Here is a 21024-nt window from a genome sequence, read left to right as displayed (position 1 = left end):
CGTACGTTCCGTTCCTTGCGGCCGCGCGGGCCGTGTTCCGTTCGGCGCGAGGCTGTCGCGTCAGACCGGCAACCGCAAGGGCAGAACGTCGGTCAGTGGGCGATCATCACGTGGCGGGCGACGGTGTAGTCCTCCAGCGCGTACATCGACATATCCTTGCCGTAGCCGGATTGCTTCAGACCGCCGTGGGGCATCTCGTTGACCAGCATGAAATGGGTGTTCACCCATGTGCAGCCGTATTGCAGCCGGGCCGAGATATCGAGCGCACGGCCGATGTCGCCGGTCCAGACCGATGAGGCAAGTCCGTACTGGCTGTCGTTGGCCCAGGCCACGGCGGTGTCGGCGTCGTCGAACCGGGTGACCGAGACGACCGGGCCGAACACCTCGCGCTGGACGATCTCGTCCTGCTGCAAAGCCCCCGCGACCACCGTGGGGCGGTAGTAGAACCCGTTCCCCTCGTGCAGGTCGCCGCCAGTGGTGATCTCGATGTGTTTCAGCTCGGACGCGCGCTGCACGAAGCTGGCCACGCGGTCGCGCTGGCGCTGCGAGATCAGCGGCGGGATTTCGTTCAGGGTATCGTCCGCGTTGTCGTAGACGATGGAGGACACCGCGCCGGTGAGGTCGGCCACGAGGTTGTCGTAGATTTTCGGTCCGGCATAGATCCGGCAGGCGGCGGTGCAGTCCTGCCCGGCGTTGTAATAGCCGAAGGCCCGCAGCCCCTCGACCACGCGGCCAAGGTCGGCGTCGTCCATCACGATCACCGGGGCCTTGCCGCCCAGTTCCAGATGCGTCCGCTTCACCGACTTCGACGCCGCCTGCAGCACCTTCTTGCCGGTGGCCACGTCGCCGGTGATCGACACCATATCGACCTCGGGGTGATTGATCAGCGCGTTGCCCACGCTTGCGCCCTGCCCCACGATCACGTTCACCACGCCCTCGGGGAAGATGCCCGCGATGATCTCGGCCATCAGCAGCGCGGTCAGCGGCGTCTGTTCTGACGGTTTCATGACGACCGTGTTGCCGCCCGCCAGCGCCGGGGCCAGCTTCCACGCCATCATCATCATCGGATAGTTCCACGGCGCGATCGAGGCGACGACGCCGATCGGATCGCGCCGGATCATCGAGGTGTGCCCCTCCATGTACTCGCCCGCCACCGGGCCGTGCATGTTGCGCACCGCGCCCGCGAAGAAGCGGAAGCAGTCAGCGATGGCCGGGACTTCCTCGTTGCGCACCTCGTTTATGGGCTTGCCGCAGTTCAGCGCCTCGAGCTTCGCGAAGTCCTCGAGCCGCGCTTCGACCGCGTCGGCCAGCGCCAAAAGCAGGCCAGAGCGGTGGCCCGGCGTCGTGCGCGCCCAAGCCGGAAAGGCCGCGCGAGCCGCGGCGACGGCGCGGTTCACCTGATCCAGATCGGCCTCGGGCATCTTCACGATGACCTCGCCGGTGCGCGGGTTCAGGACCTGTTCCTCGGTCTCGGTGCCCGCTTCCTGGGCGCCTCCGATCAGCATCTTGGTCTGCATGGATTTCCTCCGTTACTTGCCCTGTCCGGCGACGGCTTCCGTCCCGCGGGTGAGATAATAGGCGCCCAGAATGGGCAGCATGGTGACCAGCACGACGACCATGGCGACCACGTTGGTCACCGGGCGCTCGCGCGGGCGCACCAGTTCCTCGAGCATCCAGATCGGCAGCGTCTGCTGCTGACCCGCTGTGAAGGTGGTGACGATCACCTCGTCGAAGCTAAGCGCGAAGGCCAGCATCCCACCGACCACCAGCGCGGTGGCGATATTGGGCAGGATCACGTGGCGCAGCGTCTGGAACATGTTGGCGCCAAGGTCCATCGACGCCTCGATCAGGCTGCCGCTGGTGCGGCGGAACCGGGCGACGGCGTTGTTGTAGACGATGACGACGCAAAAGGTCGCGTGGCCCAGCACGATGGTCCACGTGCTGAACGGAATATCCGCGATGGAAAAGGCCGACCGCAGCGCGATCCCGGTGACGACGCCCGGCAGCGCGATGGGAAGGATCACCAGCAGCGAGATCGTCTCGCGCCCGAAGAACCGGGTGCGGCTGACGGCGGCGGCGCAGAGCGAGCCAAGGATCAGCGCGATGACGGTCGAGATCGACGCGACCTTCACCGACAGCCCCAGCGCCTCCCATACGTCGGGGCGGTTCCACGTCACGGCGAACCATTTCAGCGTCAGGCCGGGGGGCGGCCACTGAAAGGATTTCTCTTCGGTCGTGAAGGCGTAGACGAAGATCAGCAGGATCGGCAGATGCAGGAACAGCAGTCCCGCGGCGGCGGCGATCTTCAGGCCCAGAGAAGCGCGGTCAGAGTGCATCGAACGCCCCCATCCGCTTGGCGATGTACAGGTACACACCCATGATCACAATGGGCACCACGGCGAAGGCGGCGGCCAGAGGAATGTTCCCGGCGATCCCCTGATGCTGGTACACCGCCTGCCCGATGAACAGACGCGAGGTGCCGATGATCTGCGGGATGATGTAATCGCCAAGGGTCAGCGAGAAGGTAAAGATCGACCCGGCCACGATCCCCGGCAGCGCCAGCGGGAACAGCACGTGGCGAAAGGTCTGGCCCGGCCGCGCGCCAAGGTCGCCCGACGCCTCCAGCATCGACACCGGCACCCGCTCCAGCGCGGCCTGGATCGGCAGGATCATGAACGGCATCCAGACGTAGACGAACACGATGAACGTCCCCGTGGTGCTGACCGACAGCGAGTTACCGCCCACCACCGGCAGCGCCAGGTAGGCGTCCAGCAGCCAGTTCAGGTGCAGCCCTTCCAGCGCCCAGGTCAGGATGCCTTCCTTCGCGAGGATCAGCTTCCACGCGTAGATTTTCACAAGATAGCTGGACCACAGCGGCATCATGATCCCGAGGTAGAACACCGCCCTCCACCGGCCCTCGGCGAAGCGGGCCGCGTAATAGGCGATGGGGAAGGCGATCACTGCCGAGGCCAGCGTGGTGCAGGCCGCCATCGTGACGGTGCGCACGATGATGTCGAAGTTCGCGGGCGTGAAGAGTTCGGCATAGGTGCGCAGCGTGAACTCGTAGTTGATCAGCCCGCTGAAGTGGTCGATCGAGAAGAAGCTTTGCAGCAACAGCGCGAACAGCGAGCCAAGGTAGATGATCCCCAGCCACAGCACGGGCGGCAGCAACAGCAGCACCAGCAGCAGCTTCGGACGCCGCCACAGCGTGTCCGACAGCCGCGTCGCGACGCCCTCGCGGGCCGTCAGGGTATCGGTCGCCGCGCTCACGCCCCACCCCGCATCAGGTGCAGATCGCCCTCGGCCCATTCCAGCGCGACCGTCTCGCCCACTGTGGGACGGGCCGCGTCCTGCGGCAGAAGCGCCGTCATCCTGGTGCCCTCGACATCCAGCGTGACGCGGGTGCTGAGGCCCAGAAAGCTGAGCCCGGTGACCATGGCCTTCAGCGGCCCCTCACCGGCCAGCCGCACCCGTTCGGGGCGGATCGCGGCAGGGCTCTCGGTGCCGGTCAGCCTGGCCACCAGCGGCGCGGGCAGAACATTGGACGAGCCCACGAAATCGGCCACGAAGGGCACTTCGGGCCGGAAATAGATATCCTCGGGCGCGCCCACCTGAATGATGCGGCCCTCGTTGAACACCGCGACGCGGTCGGCCATCGACAGCGCCTCGCCCTGATCGTGGGTGACGAAAACGAACGTGATGCCAAGCTGGCGCTGAAGGCCCTTCAGTTCCTCCTGCATCTGTTCGCGCAGTTTCAGGTCCAGCGCGCCCAGCGGTTCGTCCAGCAGCAGAACGCGCGGCTTGTTCACCAGCGCCCGCGCCAGCGCCACCCGCTGCCGCTGGCCGCCCGACAACTCGGACGGCTTGCGCGTGCCGTAGCCGCCCAGCCGCACCATCTCCAGCGCCTGTTCCGCCGCCGCATGACGCGCCTTGCGACCCTGCCCGGCGATCATCAGCCCGTAGGCCACGTTGTCGATGACGTTCAGGTGCGGGAACAGCGCATAGTCCTGAAACACCGTGTTCACGTGCCGCTTGTACGGCGGCAGGTCGGCGACCTGCTCTCCGAAGATAGAGATGCGGCCCGAGGTCGGACGCTCGAACCCGGCGATCAGGCGCAGGCAGGTGGTCTTGCCCGACCCCGACGGCCCCAGCATGGCGAAGAACTCGCCTTCGGGGATATCAAGGCTGACGCCATCCACCGCCTTCACCTCGCCGAAGTGGCGGGAGACGTGGTCGAAGTTCACGGCTGACATGAAAGTTTTCCGGTCCTTGCCCGTGCCGCCACACAAGGCGGGCGGCACGGGGGAGAGGTCAGGCGATCAGCGTCCGCCGATCACACCGATATAGTCGGACACCCAGCGATAGTAGGGCACGCATTCGTCCTGGCTTTCGCAGTTGGTCACCGGGGTCTTCCAGAACTTGATCTTCTCGAACTGGTCCAGACCGTTGGCGTCGCAGCCTTCCTGCGTCTGCATCCCGCGCCCGTCCGAACAGGCCGCCGGCACCGAGGGCACCGCGCCGAACCAGACCGACAGGTCGGATTGCAGGTTCGAGGCAAGCTGGTGCTCGAACCACATATAGGCGCAGTTCGGGTGCTCCGAGTCGACGTGCAGCATGGTGGTGTCGGCCCAGCCCGTCGCGCCCTCCTGCGGGATGACCGATGCGACCGGCACGCCGTCCGCCTGCAACAGGTTCACCTGGAACGGCCACGAGCCCGAGGCGGCCATGCCTTCGTTCTTGAAGTCGTCGATCTGGATGAAGGCGTCGTGCCAGTAGCGGCTGACCAGCCCGCGCTGAACGCGCAGCAGGTCGAGCGCGGCGTTGTACTGGTCCTGCGTCAGTTCATAGGGGTCGGTGATGCCCAGATCCGGCTGGTGGTACATCAGGTACATGGCCGCGTCCGCGATGTGGATCGGACCGTCATAGGCCTGCACCCGGCCCGAGTTGCTTTCGCCGTCGCCCAGCGTGGTTTCCTCGAAGACCACGTTCCACGAGGTCGGCGCTTCTGCAAAGACCTCGGTGTTGTACATCAGCACGTTCGGGCCCCACATGTAGGGCACGCCGTAGTGGGTGCCGTCCACCGTGTGCCACGGCGCTTCCTTCAGGCGGTCGTCCACGGTGCTCCACGACGGCACGAGGTCGATGTTGATCGGCTGCACCCGGTTGCCCGCGATCATCCGCAGCGAGGCGTCGCCCGACGCGGTGACAAGGTCGAAGCCGCCCTCGTTCATCAGCGCGACCATCTCGTCCGAGGTGTTGGCGGTCTTGACCGAGACCATGCAGCCCGTCGCTTCCTCGAAGCCGGTCACCCAGTCGAAGTTGGGGTCGGTCTCGCCGCGCTCGACATAGCCGGCCCACGCGACGATCGACAGCGCGCCCTCGCCCTCGCCGATCTCGGTCATCTGCGCCAGCGACGCGGTGGCGACCGAACCGGCGGCGATCGAGGTCACGACGGCGGTGATGAAATTGGTCTTCATTGCGATCTCCCTGCGGGGTGGCCGCACCGGACCGGCGTCCGCGCAGGATCGCGCGGCCGGGTGGTATCGGCAGCCCAAGATACGTTTATGATCCACGACGCCGCTGCGCCGGGTGCGATCCGGGGGTCAGGAAACCGCCAAGGCGGCGCGGGCCCCATCCGCCGCAGGGAAACTATGCGAGCCGCATTCTGCATTCGCAAATTCAATATTCAGAAACGTGCGTTCGGAAATTCCGATAGCTTGGGCATGTCAAAGCCGCAGGTGCTTGCCTTCCTGCCCCATCCGCGCAAGCGAGATGAAATCCCGCACCGCAGGCGACAGCGGCAGGCCCCGCCGCCACACCACCCCGACCTGCACGATGGGCAGCGCGCCGGACACGTCGCGGCTTTCGATGCGGTCCCCATCCAGCGACCATGGCCGATAGACAAGGTCCGGCAACAGCGCCACGCCCGCGCCGGTGGCGACAAGACTGCGCACCGCCTCGACGCTGCGGGTCCGGAAGGCGATCTGCGGGCGCTGGCCGAAGGCCGACAGCAGCTTGACCGCCTCTTCCTCCATCTCGTCGACGTTCAGCATGATCAGCGGCTCGCGCGCCACGTCGTCCAGCCCGATGCTTTCCCGCCCCGCCAGCTTGTGCTCCAGCGGCAGCCACAGGCGGAAGGCGGACACGTCGAGGATCTCGGACTGCAGCGCCATCCGGTCGCGCAGGTTCGAGATCACCATGACCGCCACGTCCAGTTCGCCGCCGACCAGCAGGTGTTCAAGGTATTCGCCGCTGTCCTCCAGCGCCGAGACGTTCACCGAGGGGTTCATCCGCCGGTATCGCGCCAGCAGGTCCGACATCACATAGCCCGCCATCAGCGAGGTGACCCCGATGTTCAACCGCCCCGAGGTCGTCCCCGGCGCCCGCTTGAACGCCCGGCGCGCGCCCGACACGTCCGACAGGATTTTGGTCGCATGTCGCAGGAACTGGTGGCCGCTGTGGGTGATGTTCAGCCCGCGCGCGTGGCGCTCGAACAGCGGCACGCCCAGATCGGCCTCGAGGTTCTTCAGCGCCTCGGTCACCGCCGACTGCGAGATCGACAAAGACTGCGCCGCCCCGATGACGGACCCCGCGTTGGCGACCGCCACGAAATAGCGCAACTGCTTCAGCGTGAAGGACATATCAAGGGGCTCCTGCCGGGATCGTGCCCGCAGATTAAGCGCAGGCGCACCGCGCTCACAAGCGGGCGCGCAGGCAAGTATTGACACCCGCGGGCGGGACTGCGAACCAATAGGCGCACAAATGTTCGGATATGGAACTTTTTTTCATGCTTTGGCAGGAATTGAAACACCGGGACTTCGCGGATGGCGCGCTGGCCGACGCGGTGGCGCTGGTTCCCTGCGGCGCGACCGAGCAGCACGGCCCCCACCTTCCGCTGGGCACCGACACCTTCCTGTCCGAAGGCGTGGCGACCAAGGTCGTGGCGCAGGTGACATCCGCGAGGGTGGTGCAGTTTCCGACCCTCGACCTCACCGCCTCGCGCGAGCACCACGATTTTGCCGGATCGGTGTGGATCGAGCCCGAAGAGCTGGTGGTGCAGCTCATGGCCATCGGCCGCGCAGTAGCGCAGGCCGGGATGCGGCGGATCGTGTTCATCAACGGCCACGGGGGCAACATCCCCGCGCTGCAGATCGCGTGCCGCCGGTTGCGGATTGACCATGGCCTGTTCGCCGTTGCCGCCGGCTGGATGACTCCGGGCATGCCACGCGTTCCGGCAGAGCTGAAATACCCCGACGACATCCACGCGGGCTTTATGGAAACCGCCGCGATGCTGTATCTTCGTCCCGATCTGGTGGACATGACCGCCGCCGCCGATTTCGTCCCTGCGTCCCGCGCTGTGGCGGAAACGAACACGCATCTGCGGCTGACGGGCCCGATCACCACCGGCTGGGCGGCCCGCGACCTGACGCCCGAGGGCGCGGCCGGCAACGCCGCCGCCGCCACCGCCGAGGCGGGCCGCGTGATCGTAGAAACCTGCGCGACCGCCTTCGCCGAGATGCTGGACGAGATCGCGGCGCACACGCCCGGCTTCCCGGCCCAAACCTGAGACTTGACATGAATATCGACGCGCAACCTTTGGATCCCGATACCTTCAAGCCGTTCGGAGAGGTCGTGCAGCCCGGCCTTGGCGCGGTGAAGATGATCCGGGACGGCACCGTGCGCCAAAGCCGCCCCGAGGCCGCGCTGCCCCACGACGCGGCGGCGGACACGGCGGCGGTCGAGTTCTACGAATGCGCGGCCACCGAAGCGCCGCTGGTCGCCACCAAGGTCGAGCATCACCCGCATTCCATGCAACTCTTCGCCCCGATGCAGTCGGCGCGCTGGCTGGTGGTCGTCTGGCCCGAGGGGCTGGAATCGACCCCCGCCGCCTTCGTCGCGCGGCCCGATCAGGCGATCCTGTATCACCCCGGCATCTGGCACCATGGCATCGTCGCGCTGGACCGACCGGCGCAGTTCATCTCGTGGATGTGGCGCACCGGCGGCCCCACCGACACTGTCTTCGCCGACCTGCCCGCGCCGGTCTCGATCCGCTGGCCCGCCGCATGACCCGGCTGGCCGTCGATTTCGGCGCCCGTTTCGCCGACCTGTGCCTGACCGGCCCCGAAGGACCCCGCCTTGCGAAACAGCCCGTGCGGGACGATCCCGTCGCGGCGCTGCTGTCCGGCCTAGATGCGATGGGCGTCCCGCCTGCCGCGCTGTCCGAGGTCCGCATTGCATCCACCCGCCCCCTGAACCGCCTGCTGGCGCAGGAACGCGGGCCGGTGGCGCTGATCTGCACCAAGGGGTTCGGCGACGTGCTGGAACTCGCCCGGCAGGACCGCGTGGACCTCTATGCCCCCGTCGCCCGATCTGCCGCGCCGCTGTTTCTGGCCCCGCGCGACGTGATCCACGAGATCGGCGGACGGATCGGCCCGGACGGGACCGAGACCGCGCCACCGGACCTTGCCGCGCTGGACGGGATCGCTGCGGATCTGAGGAGCGCCGGTGTTCAGGCGGTGGCGGTGGCCCTGCTCTTCGCCCATGCGAACCCCGCACATGAGCAGGCGGTCGCCGCGCGGCTTGGCGAACTGCTTCCCGAAGTCGAGATCATCCTGTCGCACCGGGTCGACCCGGCGCCGCGCGAATACGAGCGGACCGTGGGCACGCTGATCGAGGCGTGGCTGCGCAGCACGGCGCAGGCCGAACTGGCCGCGCTGGACACGGGCCTGCGCGACGCGGGCTTCACCGGAACGCTATTCTTCGGAGACGGGCGTGGCGTTGTGCGGGCAAAGGACGATGCCCTTGGAGACCTTGTATCGGTCCTTGCCAGCGGTCCAGCCGCCGCTGCACGGGGTGCGCTGGCCCCGTCCGAAGGGGACGCCGTTGTGCTGGACGTCGGATCGCGCAGCGCGGACCTGATGCTGCTTCAGGACGGGGTGCCGGTGATGGCCGATCCGGGCCAGATCGCGGGGATTCCCCTGCGCCGCGACCTTGTGGACATGGCGAGCATCGCGCTTGGCGGCTCCTGCCCGGTGGCGTTGCTGGACGGACGGCTGGTGCTGGGCGCCGCCAATGCGCCAAGCCTCGACGACCTGCTGATCGCCGACGGCCGGCTGCCGGGCGCAACAGCGACAAAGGCCAGCCCCGCCCTGCTGGGCGCCGTCGCTGCCCGGCTGGCCGAGGAAGCCATCCGCTTCGCCACCCGACGCAACGTCGACCCGTTGCAGACCGGGCTTATCGTCTGTGGCGGCACCGGCGGATTGCTGGCCGCCGATATCGCCCGGGCGACGGGCCTGTCCCGCGTCCGCCTGCCCCGGCACCCCGCCGCCGCCGGCGCGACCGGACTGGCCCAAGCGCCCGACCGGCTGGAAGCGGGCCACAGCGTGAACGGGCCCGTTGACGGTCTCGACGTCGCGGGGCTGTTCGGCGATCTTGCCACGGCGCTGGGGCTGACACCCGACCTTTACCGCCTGTCCATCGCGCCGCGCCCCGAGATGCACCCGATGACGCTGGTCCTCGGACAGCCGCCGAAGACCGCGCAGGACCTCCTGACGGCATGGCGCAACGCCTATGCCGCGCGGTACGAGATCGAACCGCCCGGCCCCGGTTTCATCGGTCGTGTCACCGCGATCCGGGACCAATCGCCCGAAACTGCAACCGCCGAAACCACCGACAGTGCGCCGGTGGACGGTCCCGCGCTGGTGCAGACCGACGCGGGCGGCGTCTGGGTGCCGGAAGGCTGGCGTCTGACTGCCTCCGCCGCCGGCTATCTGCTGGAGGACCGCGCATGACCCCGCAGCAACGCAACCTTCAGCTTCGGCTCGACGGGCTGGCGCAGACGATGCAGGAAAGCTTGATGCGCACCTCGGTCTCGCCGGTGGTGCGCGAGGGGGCGGACTGCGCCTCGGCCCTGTTCACCACGGGCGGCGAGCTGCTGGCGATGTCGAACGCCATCCCGCTGCTGCTGGGCGCGCTGCCCGGGATCGTCACGGCGGTGACGGCGGCTTTCCCGGTCGACACGATGGCCGAGGGCGACCTGTTCATGACGAACGACCCGTTCGGCGGCGGCACTCACCTGCCCGACATCGCCCTGCTGATGCCGGTGTTCCACGGGGGCCGCGTCATCGCGCTGGCGACCAGCCTGCTGCACCATCAGGACATCGGCGGGATGCGCGCCGGTTCGGTGCCGCCCGACGCGACCGAGATTTACCAAGAGGGCCTGCGCCTTCCGCCGATGCACGCCGGGACGAACGGACGCCTGACCGACGCCACCACCGCGCTGATCCGTGCCGCGTCGCGGGTGCCGGACGTGGTGCTGGGCGACCTTGACGCGCAGGCCGCCGCCGGGCGGCAGGCGGCGCGCGGGTTGCAGCGGATCGCTTGCGAAATGGGAACCGTGGGCTTTCTGGAGGCCGTCGCCGGGTTGCTGGACGCGGGAGAGGCTACCGTCGTCAGCCGCCTTGCCACCCTGCCCGCCACCCAGGCCACCGGCGAGGATGGGCTGGACCCGAACCCCGGCCACGGCCCCGCCGAAGTCCGGCTGTCGCTGACCGTGGCGGACGGACGGCTGCACGCGGACTTCACCGGCTCGTCGCCACAGGTGAAAGCGCCGATCAACTGCGTCGCCTCGGGGCCGCTATCGGCGGTGTTCTACGCGCTGCTGACGCTGCTCGGCCCCGACGCGCCGCGGAACGGCGGTATCCTGCGGCGGCTGGACCTGACGTTGCCGCAGGCCAGCGTCGTCAACGCAGCGCCCCCGGCGGCGGTCAACGCGCGGACCAACATGGTGCGCTCGATCACCTCTGCCGTGCTGCAGGCGCTGGGGAAACTTGCGCCCGATGGGCTTCCGGCGGCGAATTGCGGCATGGCCTATGTCATCGCCTTCTCGGGCCGGAACGGGGATGGCACGCCCTTTCTCGCCACAGAGATCGTCGCGGGCGGCGCGGGCGGCGGCCCCGACCGGCCCGGCGCACCGGGCATCTCGACCGATGTCGGCAACGCGCGGAACACGCCCGCCGAGGCGCTGGAAGCGGTGCTGCCGATCCGGCTGGCGCGCGCCGAGCGGCGGCGGGGATCGGGCGGCGCGGGCCGCTTCCCCGGCGGCGATGGCATCCGGCGGGTGTACGAAGCGCTGGCGGACGGTATCTCGGTCTCGATCCGGGGCGAACGCTTTGCCCGTGTGCCCGAGGGCGCGCAGGGCGGCGGCGCGCCGAAACCGGCGGCGGCGCGGGTGATCCGGGCCGACGCCAGCGTCGAGGAATTGCCCGCCCGGTCGGCGGTCGTGTTGAACACAGGCGACCGGCTGGAGGTCGAAAGCGCGGGCGGCGCGGGCTACGGCGCGGCGGGCTGAACGCCGCTTTTCCTGCAATTGCCGCCATTCTTACCGAGGCGGCGGCATCTGCTTATCCGGCAGGCAATCTCTGGCGCGAAGCGGCGGCGAAAACTGAATGGCGTTGACAGAAAGGCCGCCCGAGAGGTCAAATTATCGTACGAACATTCGATAATCGAACAACATGGGAGTTGAAACCGATGACGCTCAAGGCCACCACCGCCGCCCTCATCGCCCTGTCCGCCGCCGTCTCTGCCACCGCGGCCACCGCGCAGGAAGAAGTCCGCCCCGGCGTCTTCTTCGCGGGCGAGGTCGAGCCCGCGGACTCGCCGCGCGGCATGATGCAGGCGCTGATCTTCGACCTTGCGACCGCGTGGGCCGACTGCAATTCCGACGCCATGACCGGTGCGGTCGCGGAGAACGTGAAGTTCTCGTATCCGACGACGGCCTATGAAGGTCTGCCCACGATGCTGGAAGACCTGAACACCTTCTGCGGGATGGCGACCGACGTGTCGATCTACATGCCGGAAGACGCGTTCTACATCGACCTCGATGAAAGCCGAGTCGCGGTCGAGCTTCAGTTCCGCGCCTTCCAGCGTGGCGCGAAGCAGGTGGTGAACGATGTGTGGGTCGCCTCGGTCGAGGATGGCAAGATCACGATCATCAAGGAATATCTCGACGGCCGCGTGAAGGACCTGCAGGCGCTGGGTGTGCTTCAGCTGGAAGAAAGCCCCGCCTTCCTGACGCCGTGGCCGCCGCGCACCGAGGAATGGGCCGAGTGCTTCCCGATCGCGAAGGCCGCCCCGATCAACACCTGCCCGCCGACGGAGTAAGGGTCGCGTTGTCGCGCATCTTCGGGCCCTGATCGGGCCCGGAGATGCACGACCTACAGCGTCACTCGGGCGACGCGATCCGCACGAGGTTGCCCAACAGATGCGCGCGGGTCATCGCGCCGACCGAGCCGTGGCGGGGGGTGACTTGGCCCGCGACGTCGGCCACGTCATCGGCGATGTCCGACACCATGCCGCCATCGACATAAGTGATCCCGACGCCCACAACCGCCGCACCCGGCCGGATCATCTCGGCGGTCACGAGATCGGGCTGCCCCACCGCCGAGACGACCACATCCGACCGCCGCGTGCTCTCGGCCAGATCGGGCGAGCCGCGATGCAGCAGCGTCACCTCGGCATCCGTCCCGCGCAGCGACATCAGCATGGCCAGCGGCCGCCCCACCAGCATCCCGCGCCCGATGATCGCCACCCGGCGACCGGCCAGCGGCACGTCATGAGCGCGCAGCAGATCGACGATCCCGGCGGGCGTGCAGGGCAGCAGGCCCGGCGTCCCGGCCAGAAGCCGGCCAAGGTTCATCGGATGCAGCCCGTCCACGTCCTTGGCCGGAGAGACCGCCTCGCCGACCCGGCCCTCGTCCAGATGCGCGGGCAGCGGCAACTGCACCAGCACCCCGTGGACCAACGGATCGGCATTCAGCGCCTCGACCTGTTCGATCAGCGCGTCTTCCGAGACGGCTTCGGGCAGACGAATGTCATCCGACGCCATCCCCAGTTCGGCGCAGTTCGCGTGCTTGCGCCCGATATAGGACTGGCTGGCCGGGTTGTCGCCCACCAGCACCGTCGCCAGCCGGGGCACGACGCCGCGCGCCTTCAGCGAAACGACACGCGCCGCCAGTTCGTCGAACCGGCGGCGGGCAAGGACGTCTCCGTCCAGAAGGATGGCGGTCACGCGATCACTCGAGCCCGATGGACGGGTCGATGAAGCGGTTGGTCACCACGTCCTCGGGGGTCACGTCCGGGTCGGCGCGTTCGTCCAGCCCCGGCTTCACGATCTCGAGGATGGCCGCCACGCGGTCCATGTCGAAATCGCCGATGGTGTCGTTGGTGCCGTTCCCGATGATGCCGGTCTCGGGCATCGTGGTCGCGGCGTAGCTGACCAGCTCTGCGTCGGTCTTCCACCACGAGGTGCCGAAGCCGCCGTCGTTGAAGGCCACGATCAACTCGGACACCTCTGCCGGGTCCTTGGCGAAGTCGACGGCGGCCTGCTGCATGATCGGCACCAGCTTTTCAAGGCAGGGCGCGAGTTCGTCCATCCGGTCCTTCGCGACCGACACCATGCCGGTGTAGTTCACGTAGCCAAGGTCGTTCAGCGTGACGTAGCCGATGGGCTTTTCCCAGTTGTTGCCGTTCTCGAACTTGTAGACCTCGGAGGTCAGGAAGCCCTGGTTCAGCCACGTGCCGTTGTTGACCACGAAGTTCTCGCCGTCGCCCCGGTAGCCTTCGACAAAGGCGGCTTCCGGCACGCCCTCGTCCACCAGGAACTTGCCGAAGGTGCGGGCGATGGTCGAGACGTAGATCTTGCCGCTGTCGGCCTCGGCAAAGGCCTTCAGGTCGTCGATCGACGCGAAGCCGTCGGGATAGGTCGCCTCGTCCCACAGCAGCACGGTCGGCGCCACGTCAAGCGGCGCGAAGACGCCCACGGCGGGGAAGCGGCTGGAGAAGATGAACGCGTTGTCCAGTTCGTGATAACCAAGGTGCGGGCGCACGCCGGCCTTCGAGTTGCCCATGAACAGCGCCGAGAACGCGGTCTCGCCGTCGCCAAGGCCGATGCCGCCGCCGCCTTCAAGCACCTGAAGCTCGATCCCGGTGGACCCCAGCGGGCCCTTGTAGACGCCGGTCTCCATCGTGCCGCCCGAACCGATCATCTGAAGGATCGGCCCGTGCTCGGCCTGCATCAGCCAATCCTTCTGCAGGATCAGCGGGTTCGGGCAGACGTCGGCAAGCGGCGTAGTGTAATGTGTTTCGGCAAACTCGCCCGCGTGGGCGGCTCCGGCGGCAAGGCCTGCGGCAAGGGCAAGCGTCATGCTGGTCTTCATCTGGCTGGTCCTCTCTGTTGTATGCGTTTGTTGTGGGTGACGCGGTCTCAGACCCGCCCGTGCCAGTCGGCGAACAGGCGGTTTCCGAGAAACTGGAAAAACAGGTAAACCGAGATCGACAGAAGCGACGACACGATCAGGGCGGCGTACATTTCCTCGTATTTGAAGTCGATCTTGGAGTTGATAAGCATCTGCCCCAGCCCGCCGGGACCGGCGAGGAAGAACAGCTCGGACACGATGGCCCCGATCACCGCGAGGCCCGCCGAGATGCGAAGCCCCGCGAACAGAGCGGGCGCGGCGGACGGGAAGCCCGCCTTCCACAGCGTGACCCACCAGCTGGCATTCGACAGCCGGAACAGGTCGATCACGCCCCGGTCAAGGCTTTTCAGCCCCAAGAGCAGCGTCGTTGGGATCGAGAAGAAGGTGAACATCGCGACGATCAGCATTTTCGGCAGAAAGCCGAAGCCAAGCGCGCTTTGGATCAGCGGGATGATGGCAAGGATCGGGATCGATTGCAGCGCCACGAGATAGGGAAAGATCGCCCGTTCCAGCAGGCGCATTCGGAACATGAACACACCCAGCAGGATGCCGATGGGAATGGAGCAGGCCATACCGGCGGCGGCGATCGAGATCGTCACCAGCGCGCGCTGGCCCAGTTCGGCCCAGATCTCGGGCTTCGAGAACGCCATCTCCCACAGGCCCTGCCCGCTGGGCATCAGGAACTGTCGGTGCTCGGGCAGTCCGGCACGGGTCCAGGCGTAAAGCGCCAGCAACGCACAGCCCAGCAAGACGGGGGGCAGGAAGGCTCCGATCACGCGGCCCGCCGGGGTCGGCGGCGCGGGGTTCGGGACGGGCGCGTGCGCCGGAGGAAGGGCGGTATCGGTCATCAGGACGTCCTCTCGTCGGGCTGCATCAGCCCGCGCAGGCAATGCGAAATCTCGGCGCAGCCCTCGGTGAAGGCCGGGTCAAAGCGCAACTCGGCGTTGCGGGGTTGCGGCAGGTCGATGGCGTACTCGGCCTCGATCCGGCCCGGACGCGCGCCCATCACCACGACACGCGAGGACAGGTAGACCGCCTCGGGGATCGAGTGGGTGATGAAGAAGCCGGTGAAGCCCTTGGCCCGGTGCAGCGCCGAGAGTTCCTCGATCAGGCGCTCGCGGTTGATCTCGTCCAGCGCGCCGAAGGGTTCGTCGAACAGGAACACCGTGGGGTCCAGCGCGAAGGACCGCGCCAGCGAGGCGCGCATCTTCATGCCGCCCGACAGCGCGCGGGGAAACCTGTCCTCGAACCCTTTCAGGCCCACGAGGTCCAACTGTTCCAGCGCCTTGCGCTTGCGTTCCGCCGCCGGGACGCCGCGCAGTTCCATCATCAGTTCCACGTTGCCCAGCACCCGCCGCCACGGCAGCAGCGTCGCCTCCTGGAAGGTGAAGGCAAGGTGGTCGCGGTCGATCCGGACGGTGCCGCCGGTCTGCGGCAGCAGCCCCGAGGCGATCCGCGCCAGCGTGGACTTGCCGCAGCCCGAGGGGCCGATGATCGACACGAACTCGCCCGCCGCGATGGACAGGTCGATGCCGGTCAGCGCCTCGGTCCCGTCGGGATAGGTCATCGACAGGTCCTCGAACCGCAGCGCGACGGGGCGCGGGTCGGGCGCGCGGTCGGGCGACAGGCGATAGACGCCCCTGTGCCCGGGTTCGGCCGGTCTGGTCTGGGTCATCGGGCCCTCCACGTCTCAGTACTCCCGCATCTTGCGGCCGACCTTGTCGATGAAGCCGTCGATCTCGGCCTGCCCCACGCGGTCGATGTTGTAGAGCGCATGGTAATCCACGCGCACCCTTGGATTGCACACGGCGCGCAGGAAGCGGGTGCCGTTCTTGCGGGGCGCATCCCCCAGCACCATGGCACGCCAGCGTTTCGAGCCATAGGTGGTGACGCTGGTCAACCGCTTGATGTTGGTCAGCCCCGGCCCCAGCCGGTTCTTCTGGAACACGAAGGACACCTCGGGCAGGAACACCCGGTCGAAATAGCCTTTCAGGATCGCGGGCCAGCCGAAGTTCCAGACCGGGTGGCACAGCACCAGCGCCTCGCAGGATTGCAGCCGCGACACGTAGTCATCGACCGAGGCGCGGTTCTTCGGCACCTCGTGGTAATCGCTGCGCCCCTCGGGCGACAGCACCGGGTCGAAGCCGTCGGCGTAAAGGTCAAGGTCGTCGACCTCGTGCCCCGCCGCCGTCAGGTTCTCGACCACCGTCTCGTGCAGCCGCGCCGCAAGGCTGGTCTTCAGCGGGTGGGCATAGACTACGTGTACTTTCATTCCGCGCCCTCTCTGGCGGTTTCTCCGAACAGGTACGTGCGCCCTGCCACCGGCACCCAGTCCGGGTCCTCCCACGCGATCATCTTGCCGGGGTTCAGCAGCCCACGGGGGTCGGTTTCCCGCTTGAACTCCAGCTGATCCAAGTCGGGGGCCTTCATGCCGCCCTCCTCCAGCGTGACGCGGTGCGGGTTGAAGACGGTGAAGCCGTCGGACTCCAGCAGCGTCACCAGTTCTTCCAGCCGCGCCTCGTCGGTATATTTCACCAGCGGCATCGCGACGGCGCGGACCTTGCCCATGATCCGGGTCAGTTCGAAATGCAGCCGCATCTCGTCGCCGAACCGGGCCTTCAGCCGGGCCGCCTCGGCAGCAGGATCGTCGCCGAACATCATCTGCAGGTAGGTCGTATCGGGATCGACCTTCATTGCCCGCAGCGTGGTGTGGTTCCACCCGATCTCGTACAGCGGCGGCACCCGCTGTTCGCTTTGCCCGTCGCGGAACCGGATCACGGCGCCTTGGGCCGTGGCGAAGGTTTCCAGCGCGGGCAGCGTCTCGCGCGAGACATAGAGACCCACCAGCCCCTCGCCCTCGGTCAGGAAGGCGCGGTGACGCAGGAAGTAGCGTTCGGCAATGCCCGGCTCGAAGACCGAGATCATGCGGCACAGGATGTCGTCCTGCCCGCCCACCGCCAGCCCGAACCGCAAAGCGGCGGACAGGTCCGGCAGGCCGACCAGCACGCCGATCCAGTCGGACGCAGGGTCGATCGGCAGTTCCAGCCGGGTGATCACGCCGTTCACGCCATAGGCATGGGCGGCCTTGTGGACGTCGTGCCCGTCCAGCTCGATCACGCGCGGCTCGGCCTCCATCGTCAGAAGGCGCAGTTTCAGGATGTTGGCAGGGTTCCGAAGGCCGCCCCACCGGATCGCGCCCACGCCGCTGGACCCGCCCGCGATGAAACCGCCGATGGTGGCGGTCGCTGTGGTCGAGGGGAACAGGCGCAACTCCTGCCCCTTGGCGCGGCAGGCGGTTTCGAGGTCGGCCATCACGGCGCCGGGTTCGGTCACCAGACGGCCTTCGTGGATCTCGTGGCGGGTCAGTTCCGCAGTCGACAGGACGCAACCGCCCTTCAGCGGCATCGACTGGCCGTAGTTGCCGGTGCCGCCGCCCCGCACGGTGACCGGGACCGAGTGGGCATAGCAGGTGGCGAGCACGGTGCGCACCTCGTCCTCGGTCCGGGGAGAGACGATGAAGTCGCCCGTCACCTCGGCAAGCTGGCGCTTCAGGATCGGGCTGTACCAGTAGAAGTCGCGGCTTTTGCGTTGCACCGGACCGGCGGCGTCTTCCGGCGGGATGCCCGCCGCCCGCAGTGCGGTCTTGCAGCTTTCAATGTCCGGACGAGTCATGCCATGTCTCCTTGCGTCACGGCGATGCTGCCGAAATCCTCTTTCAACGGCGCCCCGTCGCGCAAGACCAACCGTCCCGCGACCGGCGCGGTCAGCAGGCCCGGCCAGTCGGCCGCCTTCACAAGCACCCCATCGGCCACCTCCCCCGGCGCTATGCGCCCGCCGTCCAGCCCCATCGCCCGCGCCGGAACGCCCGCGATGGCGTCGATCCAGCCGTCCGGGTCCTGATCCAGATGCGCGACCGTCATCGCCTCGCCGAAAAGGTGCAGCAGATCGTAGTCGCCCAACGGGTAATAGGCGTCGGCCACGTTGTCCGCACCGAACAGCACCGGGATGCCATGCGCGCGCATCTCGTGGACGATGGTGATGCCGCGCCGGACCGGCGTGCCGTCCGGGCTGCGGTCCTGAAGGTAAAGGTTGGTGCGCGGCAACGAGGCGACGGCGATCCCGGCCTCTGCGATCTGGTTCAGCGCGCGGGCGCGCTCGGGCTCGGGTTGCAGCGACAGGGCGCAGCCATGCCCTGCAAGCACGCGCCCCTTGTAGCCGGTGGCAAGCACTGCCTCTGCCAGCACCGGCAGCGAGGCGGGTCCGGGGTGCAGCCCTTCGTCGATGTGGAAATCCACGTCGAGGTCATGCGCCTCTGCGCCTTTCAGGAAATCCTCGAACAGCGCCCTGTCCGCCTGCCCCGGCGCGACGAAGGCGCCCAGTACTCCGCCCGCTGCCGCGACCTGACGGCAGCGGTCCGTGAAATCCGCGTCCTGCGCCCGGCTGAGCGCGCCAAGGGCGCAAAGCTGCACGGTCACGTCGCCCTCGGCCCGCACCGCACGCGCGGCCTGCCAGCCCGGCATCTGGTCGGGCGGGCGTGGGCAGTCGACATGGGTCCGCAAGTGGCGCGTTCCGGCGGCCGCGGCCTCGGCCACAGCGCGGCGCATGCGCTGAAGATGGTCGGCGCGGGTCCAGCTGCCCGACACCTCGGAATGCAGCCGGATCGCGCCCATCAGCGTGCCATCGGCCATTCCGGTCTCGGACACGGTATAGGTCTTGTCGAGATGCACATGGGCGTCCGCCAGCCCCGGAAGCAGCGTCCAGCCCGCAGCCTGAACCCGGCGCGCACCGGCAAGATCGGCGGGCCTGCGAAAGCGACCACCGGCGATGCCGATATCCGTGGTGCGCATGCCGGACGCGGCCCTGCCGGACGCGGCGCGCCCGTCCAGCCCCGACAGCAGCGTTCCGGGCACCGTGACACCCGACAGCACGACGGGCGCGCCCGAAACGAGGGCATGCGCCACGGTCGCCCGTGTGCCGTCATCGTCTGTGCTGATCCGCATCGTGCCCCGCTGCATGTGTTCGATAATGGAACATTCGTTCGTTAGTAGGTATTCTCCGTTAGGATTGCCAACTGTCAAGAGCCGCCCCCGGCGCTTGACAACTTCCCGAACGGGATGCCTTTGTTTCAGCCCAATGCGGGAAGCACCCTGTCGCTTACCTGCCCGAACTTTTGCTGGGATGGCGTGTTGTTGAGCAGTTTCGAAACGACCACGGGTGCGGATGGCGACTCTGGCAAGGTGGACGAGACCGAGATCTCGCTGACCTTCCGCAAGGGGTTGCAGGTGATGATGGCCTTCGACGGCGACGACCGGCAACTGACGCTGGCCGAGATCGCGCGGAAGACCGGCCTGAACCGGTCCGTCGCGCGGCGGTTGGTGCGGACGCTGTTGCAGATGGGCATCCTGCGCGAGACGGGCCAGCGGTTCGAGATGACCGTGGGCGTGTTGCGTCTGGCGCGCGGCTTCACCGACGGGCACCGGATCGCGCAGATCATCCAGCCGATCCTGCGCCGCACGTCCGAGACGATTTCCGAGAATGTTTCCTTTGCCTTGCGCGACGGTATTGATGCGACCTACGTGGCGCATGCGCAGGTGAAGGGTTCGTTCACCCTGAACCGCGTGGCGATCGGAACCCATGTGCCGCTGGCCAGCACCGCCGCCGGCCACGCGATCCTGGCGCATGTGGGCGCCGGCGACTGGCCCGAAGGCGTCGAGCGCGGCCCCGAGCTAGAGGATGCCATCGCGCGGGTGCATCAGCGCGGCTTCGCCTATCTGGCGGACGGGCTGATCGACGGCGTAAGTTCCGTGGCCTTTCCGGTGTTCCGCGCGAATGGCGTGATCGAGGGCGCGGTGTCGATCCTATTTCCCACCGACCGTTTCGATCCCGCCGAAATGCCCGGCTCCCTGATCGCGGAACTGCGCCAGTGCGCGGTCGATATCGGCACCAGCCTGTGACCAGGACTTTCCGGGGCGACGCCCTTGCGGACGGCATCCTTGACGGCCTGCGCGCCGATCCCGCTGCCGCGCGGGCCAGCCTTCTGGTGCTTCGCGATGCCTCGGCTCCGCCCGCTGCCGCCTATGCCGCGCGGATCGAAAGCCTCGCGCCCCGCTCCGGGTTTCCGGTCACGGTGCGCGACTATCCTGCCAGCCTGACCGAGCTTCGCGCCCTGCTGGACACGACACAGGGCGCCGTGCTGCCGATCCACCCGCTGCCGGGCTGGATCGACCCGCCGACACTGACCGAGATGCTTGGCCCGGACCGTGACCCCGAGGGGCTGCACCCGCTGCACGCAGGGGCGCTGGCGCTGGGACGTCCGGGCGTCGTGCCGCCGACCGCCGACGCCGCGTTTCGCGTGGCCGAAGACATCGCGGGGCCGCTGTCGGGCAGGACCGCCGCCGTGGTCGGCGCCTCGCCCGTGGTGGGACGTCCGCTGGCGCTGTTGCTGATCGCCGCCGGGGCGACGGTGCGCGTGGCGCAGGCCAGCACCCGAGACCTTGCCGCCGAGACACGAGATGCCGAAATCGTCTTCTCCGCCGTGGGCCGTCCCTGCCTGTTGGGGCGGGACCACCTTGGCAAGGGTGCTATCGGCATCGACATCGGGATCACCCGGCAAGGCGACCGGCTTGTGGGCGATCTGGACGCCGACAGCCTGAACGGACATGCATCGTGGCTGACCCATGTGCCCGATGGCGTCGGCCCGGTGACGGTGGCCTGCCTGATGCGCAACGCCGCCCGGCTGGGCGGCGCTGAGGTCTGACTTTCAATCGGT

20 protein-coding genes are annotated in these 21024 nt (G+C 67.9%); 7 read left to right on the top strand and 13 right to left on the bottom strand.

Features of this window, described 5'->3' with window-relative positions:
• Positions 1-92 precede the first annotated feature (92 nt).
• From ACP156_RS22775 to ACP156_RS22750, 6 genes are all read right to left on the bottom strand, one after another.
• On the bottom strand, positions 93-1517 hold the full coding sequence (locus ACP156_RS22775) for a gamma-aminobutyraldehyde dehydrogenase (RefSeq protein WP_425053654.1): 1425 nt from the start codon (positions 1515-1517) through the stop codon (positions 93-95).
• A gap of 12 nt (positions 1518-1529) precedes the next feature.
• Complete coding sequence (locus ACP156_RS22770; protein WP_425053653.1) at positions 1530-2336, bottom strand: ABC transporter permease; 807 nt, start codon at positions 2334-2336, stop codon at positions 1530-1532.
• On the bottom strand, positions 2326-3270 hold the full coding sequence (locus ACP156_RS22765) for an ABC transporter permease (protein ID WP_425053652.1): 945 nt from the start codon (positions 3268-3270) through the stop codon (positions 2326-2328). The genes ACP156_RS22770 and ACP156_RS22765 overlap by 11 nt, the downstream gene beginning before the upstream one ends.
• Positions 3267-4253 carry an ABC transporter ATP-binding protein gene (locus ACP156_RS22760; protein WP_425053651.1) on the bottom strand — a complete coding sequence of 329 codons (987 nt, stop codon included), beginning with the start codon at positions 4251-4253 and terminating at the stop codon, positions 3267-3269. Before ACP156_RS22760 ends, ACP156_RS22765 begins: the two co-directional genes overlap by 4 nt.
• 66 nt (positions 4254-4319) lie before the next feature.
• On the bottom strand, positions 4320-5477 hold the full coding sequence (locus ACP156_RS22755) for an ABC transporter substrate-binding protein (protein ID WP_425053650.1): 1158 nt from the start codon (positions 5475-5477) through the stop codon (positions 4320-4322).
• A gap of 249 nt (positions 5478-5726) precedes the next feature.
• On the bottom strand, positions 5727-6641 hold the full coding sequence (locus ACP156_RS22750) for a LysR family transcriptional regulator (RefSeq protein WP_425053649.1): 915 nt from the start codon (positions 6639-6641) through the stop codon (positions 5727-5729).
• A 131-nt stretch (positions 6642-6772) separates the two neighbouring features.
• Here ACP156_RS22750 and ACP156_RS22745 point away from each other — a divergent pair, with 131 nt between their 5' ends.
• The 5 genes from ACP156_RS22745 to ACP156_RS22725 all read left to right on the top strand — a co-directional run bounded on the left by ACP156_RS22745 (position 6773) and on the right by ACP156_RS22725 (position 12162).
• Positions 6773-7567 carry a creatininase family protein gene (locus ACP156_RS22745; protein ID WP_425053648.1) on the top strand — a complete coding sequence of 265 codons (795 nt, stop codon included), beginning with the start codon at positions 6773-6775 and terminating at the stop codon, positions 7565-7567.
• Positions 7568-7575: 8 nt separating this feature from the next.
• On the top strand, positions 7576-8067 hold the full coding sequence (locus ACP156_RS22740; protein ID WP_425053647.1) for an ureidoglycolate lyase: 492 nt from the start codon (positions 7576-7578) through the stop codon (positions 8065-8067).
• Positions 8064-9791, top strand: coding sequence for a hydantoinase/oxoprolinase N-terminal domain-containing protein (locus ACP156_RS22735; protein ID WP_425053646.1), 1728 nt, complete (start codon positions 8064-8066; stop codon positions 9789-9791). The genes ACP156_RS22740 and ACP156_RS22735 overlap by 4 nt, the downstream gene beginning before the upstream one ends.
• Positions 9788-11350, top strand: a complete 1563-nt coding sequence (locus ACP156_RS22730) for a hydantoinase B/oxoprolinase family protein (protein WP_425053645.1) — start codon at positions 9788-9790, stop codon at positions 11348-11350. The genes ACP156_RS22735 and ACP156_RS22730 overlap by 4 nt, the downstream gene beginning before the upstream one ends.
• Before the next feature lie 179 nt (positions 11351-11529).
• The gene (locus tag ACP156_RS22725) at positions 11530-12162 is read left to right on the top strand and encodes a nuclear transport factor 2 family protein (protein ID WP_425053644.1); all 633 of its coding nucleotides are present in this window, start codon (positions 11530-11532) and stop codon (positions 12160-12162) included.
• A gap of 61 nt (positions 12163-12223) precedes the next feature.
• Here ACP156_RS22725 and ACP156_RS22720 read toward each other — a convergent pair whose 3' ends face one another.
• Genes ACP156_RS22720 through ACP156_RS22690 form a run of 7 tightly spaced genes read right to left on the bottom strand, consistent with a single transcriptional unit; the run spans position 12224 to position 19255 of the window.
• On the bottom strand, positions 12224-13069 hold the full coding sequence (locus tag ACP156_RS22720; protein ID WP_425053643.1) for a bifunctional 5,10-methylenetetrahydrofolate dehydrogenase/5,10-methenyltetrahydrofolate cyclohydrolase: 846 nt from the start codon (positions 13067-13069) through the stop codon (positions 12224-12226).
• Between the two features lie 4 nt (positions 13070-13073).
• A complete protein-coding gene (locus ACP156_RS22715; RefSeq protein ID WP_425053642.1) occupies positions 13074-14216 on the bottom strand; it encodes a hypothetical protein in 1143 nt (380 codons plus the stop codon).
• 47 nt (positions 14217-14263) lie between these two features.
• Positions 14264-15103 carry an ABC transporter permease gene (locus tag ACP156_RS22710; RefSeq protein WP_425053641.1) on the bottom strand — a complete coding sequence of 280 codons (840 nt, stop codon included), beginning with the start codon at positions 15101-15103 and terminating at the stop codon, positions 14264-14266.
• Positions 15103-15930, bottom strand: a complete 828-nt coding sequence (locus ACP156_RS22705) for an ABC transporter ATP-binding protein (protein ID WP_425053640.1) — start codon at positions 15928-15930, stop codon at positions 15103-15105. The genes ACP156_RS22710 and ACP156_RS22705 overlap by 1 nt, the downstream gene beginning before the upstream one ends.
• Positions 15931-15945: 15 nt before the next feature.
• Positions 15946-16527: an NAD(P)H-dependent oxidoreductase gene (locus tag ACP156_RS22700; protein ID WP_425053639.1), complete on the bottom strand. Its 582-nt coding sequence runs from the start codon at positions 16525-16527 to the stop codon at positions 15946-15948.
• Positions 16524-17927, bottom strand: coding sequence for an FAD-binding oxidoreductase (locus ACP156_RS22695; RefSeq protein ID WP_425053638.1), 1404 nt, complete (start codon positions 17925-17927; stop codon positions 16524-16526). The genes ACP156_RS22700 and ACP156_RS22695 overlap by 4 nt, the downstream gene beginning before the upstream one ends.
• Positions 17924-19255 carry an amidohydrolase family protein gene (locus tag ACP156_RS22690; protein WP_425053637.1) on the bottom strand — a complete coding sequence of 444 codons (1332 nt, stop codon included), beginning with the start codon at positions 19253-19255 and terminating at the stop codon, positions 17924-17926. The genes ACP156_RS22695 and ACP156_RS22690 overlap by 4 nt, the downstream gene beginning before the upstream one ends.
• Before the next feature lie 189 nt (positions 19256-19444).
• Between ACP156_RS22690 and ACP156_RS22685 the strand changes: the two genes are divergently transcribed.
• Together ACP156_RS22685 and ACP156_RS22680 are read left to right on the top strand one after the other, a co-directional pair.
• Positions 19445-20209, top strand: a complete 765-nt coding sequence (locus ACP156_RS22685; protein WP_425053636.1) for an IclR family transcriptional regulator — start codon at positions 19445-19447, stop codon at positions 20207-20209.
• A complete protein-coding gene (locus tag ACP156_RS22680) occupies positions 20206-21012 on the top strand; it encodes a hypothetical protein (protein ID WP_425053635.1) in 807 nt (268 codons plus the stop codon). Before ACP156_RS22685 ends, ACP156_RS22680 begins: the two co-directional genes overlap by 4 nt.
• Positions 21013-21024: the final 12 nt, after the last annotated feature.

Source organism: Psychromarinibacter sp. S121, from assembly GCF_049801035.1.
Lineage (GTDB): Bacteria > Pseudomonadota > Alphaproteobacteria > Rhodobacterales > Rhodobacteraceae > Psychromarinibacter.
Note: the sequence above shows the minus strand (reverse complement) of the source record. Positions and strands in the feature narration are given on the sequence as shown.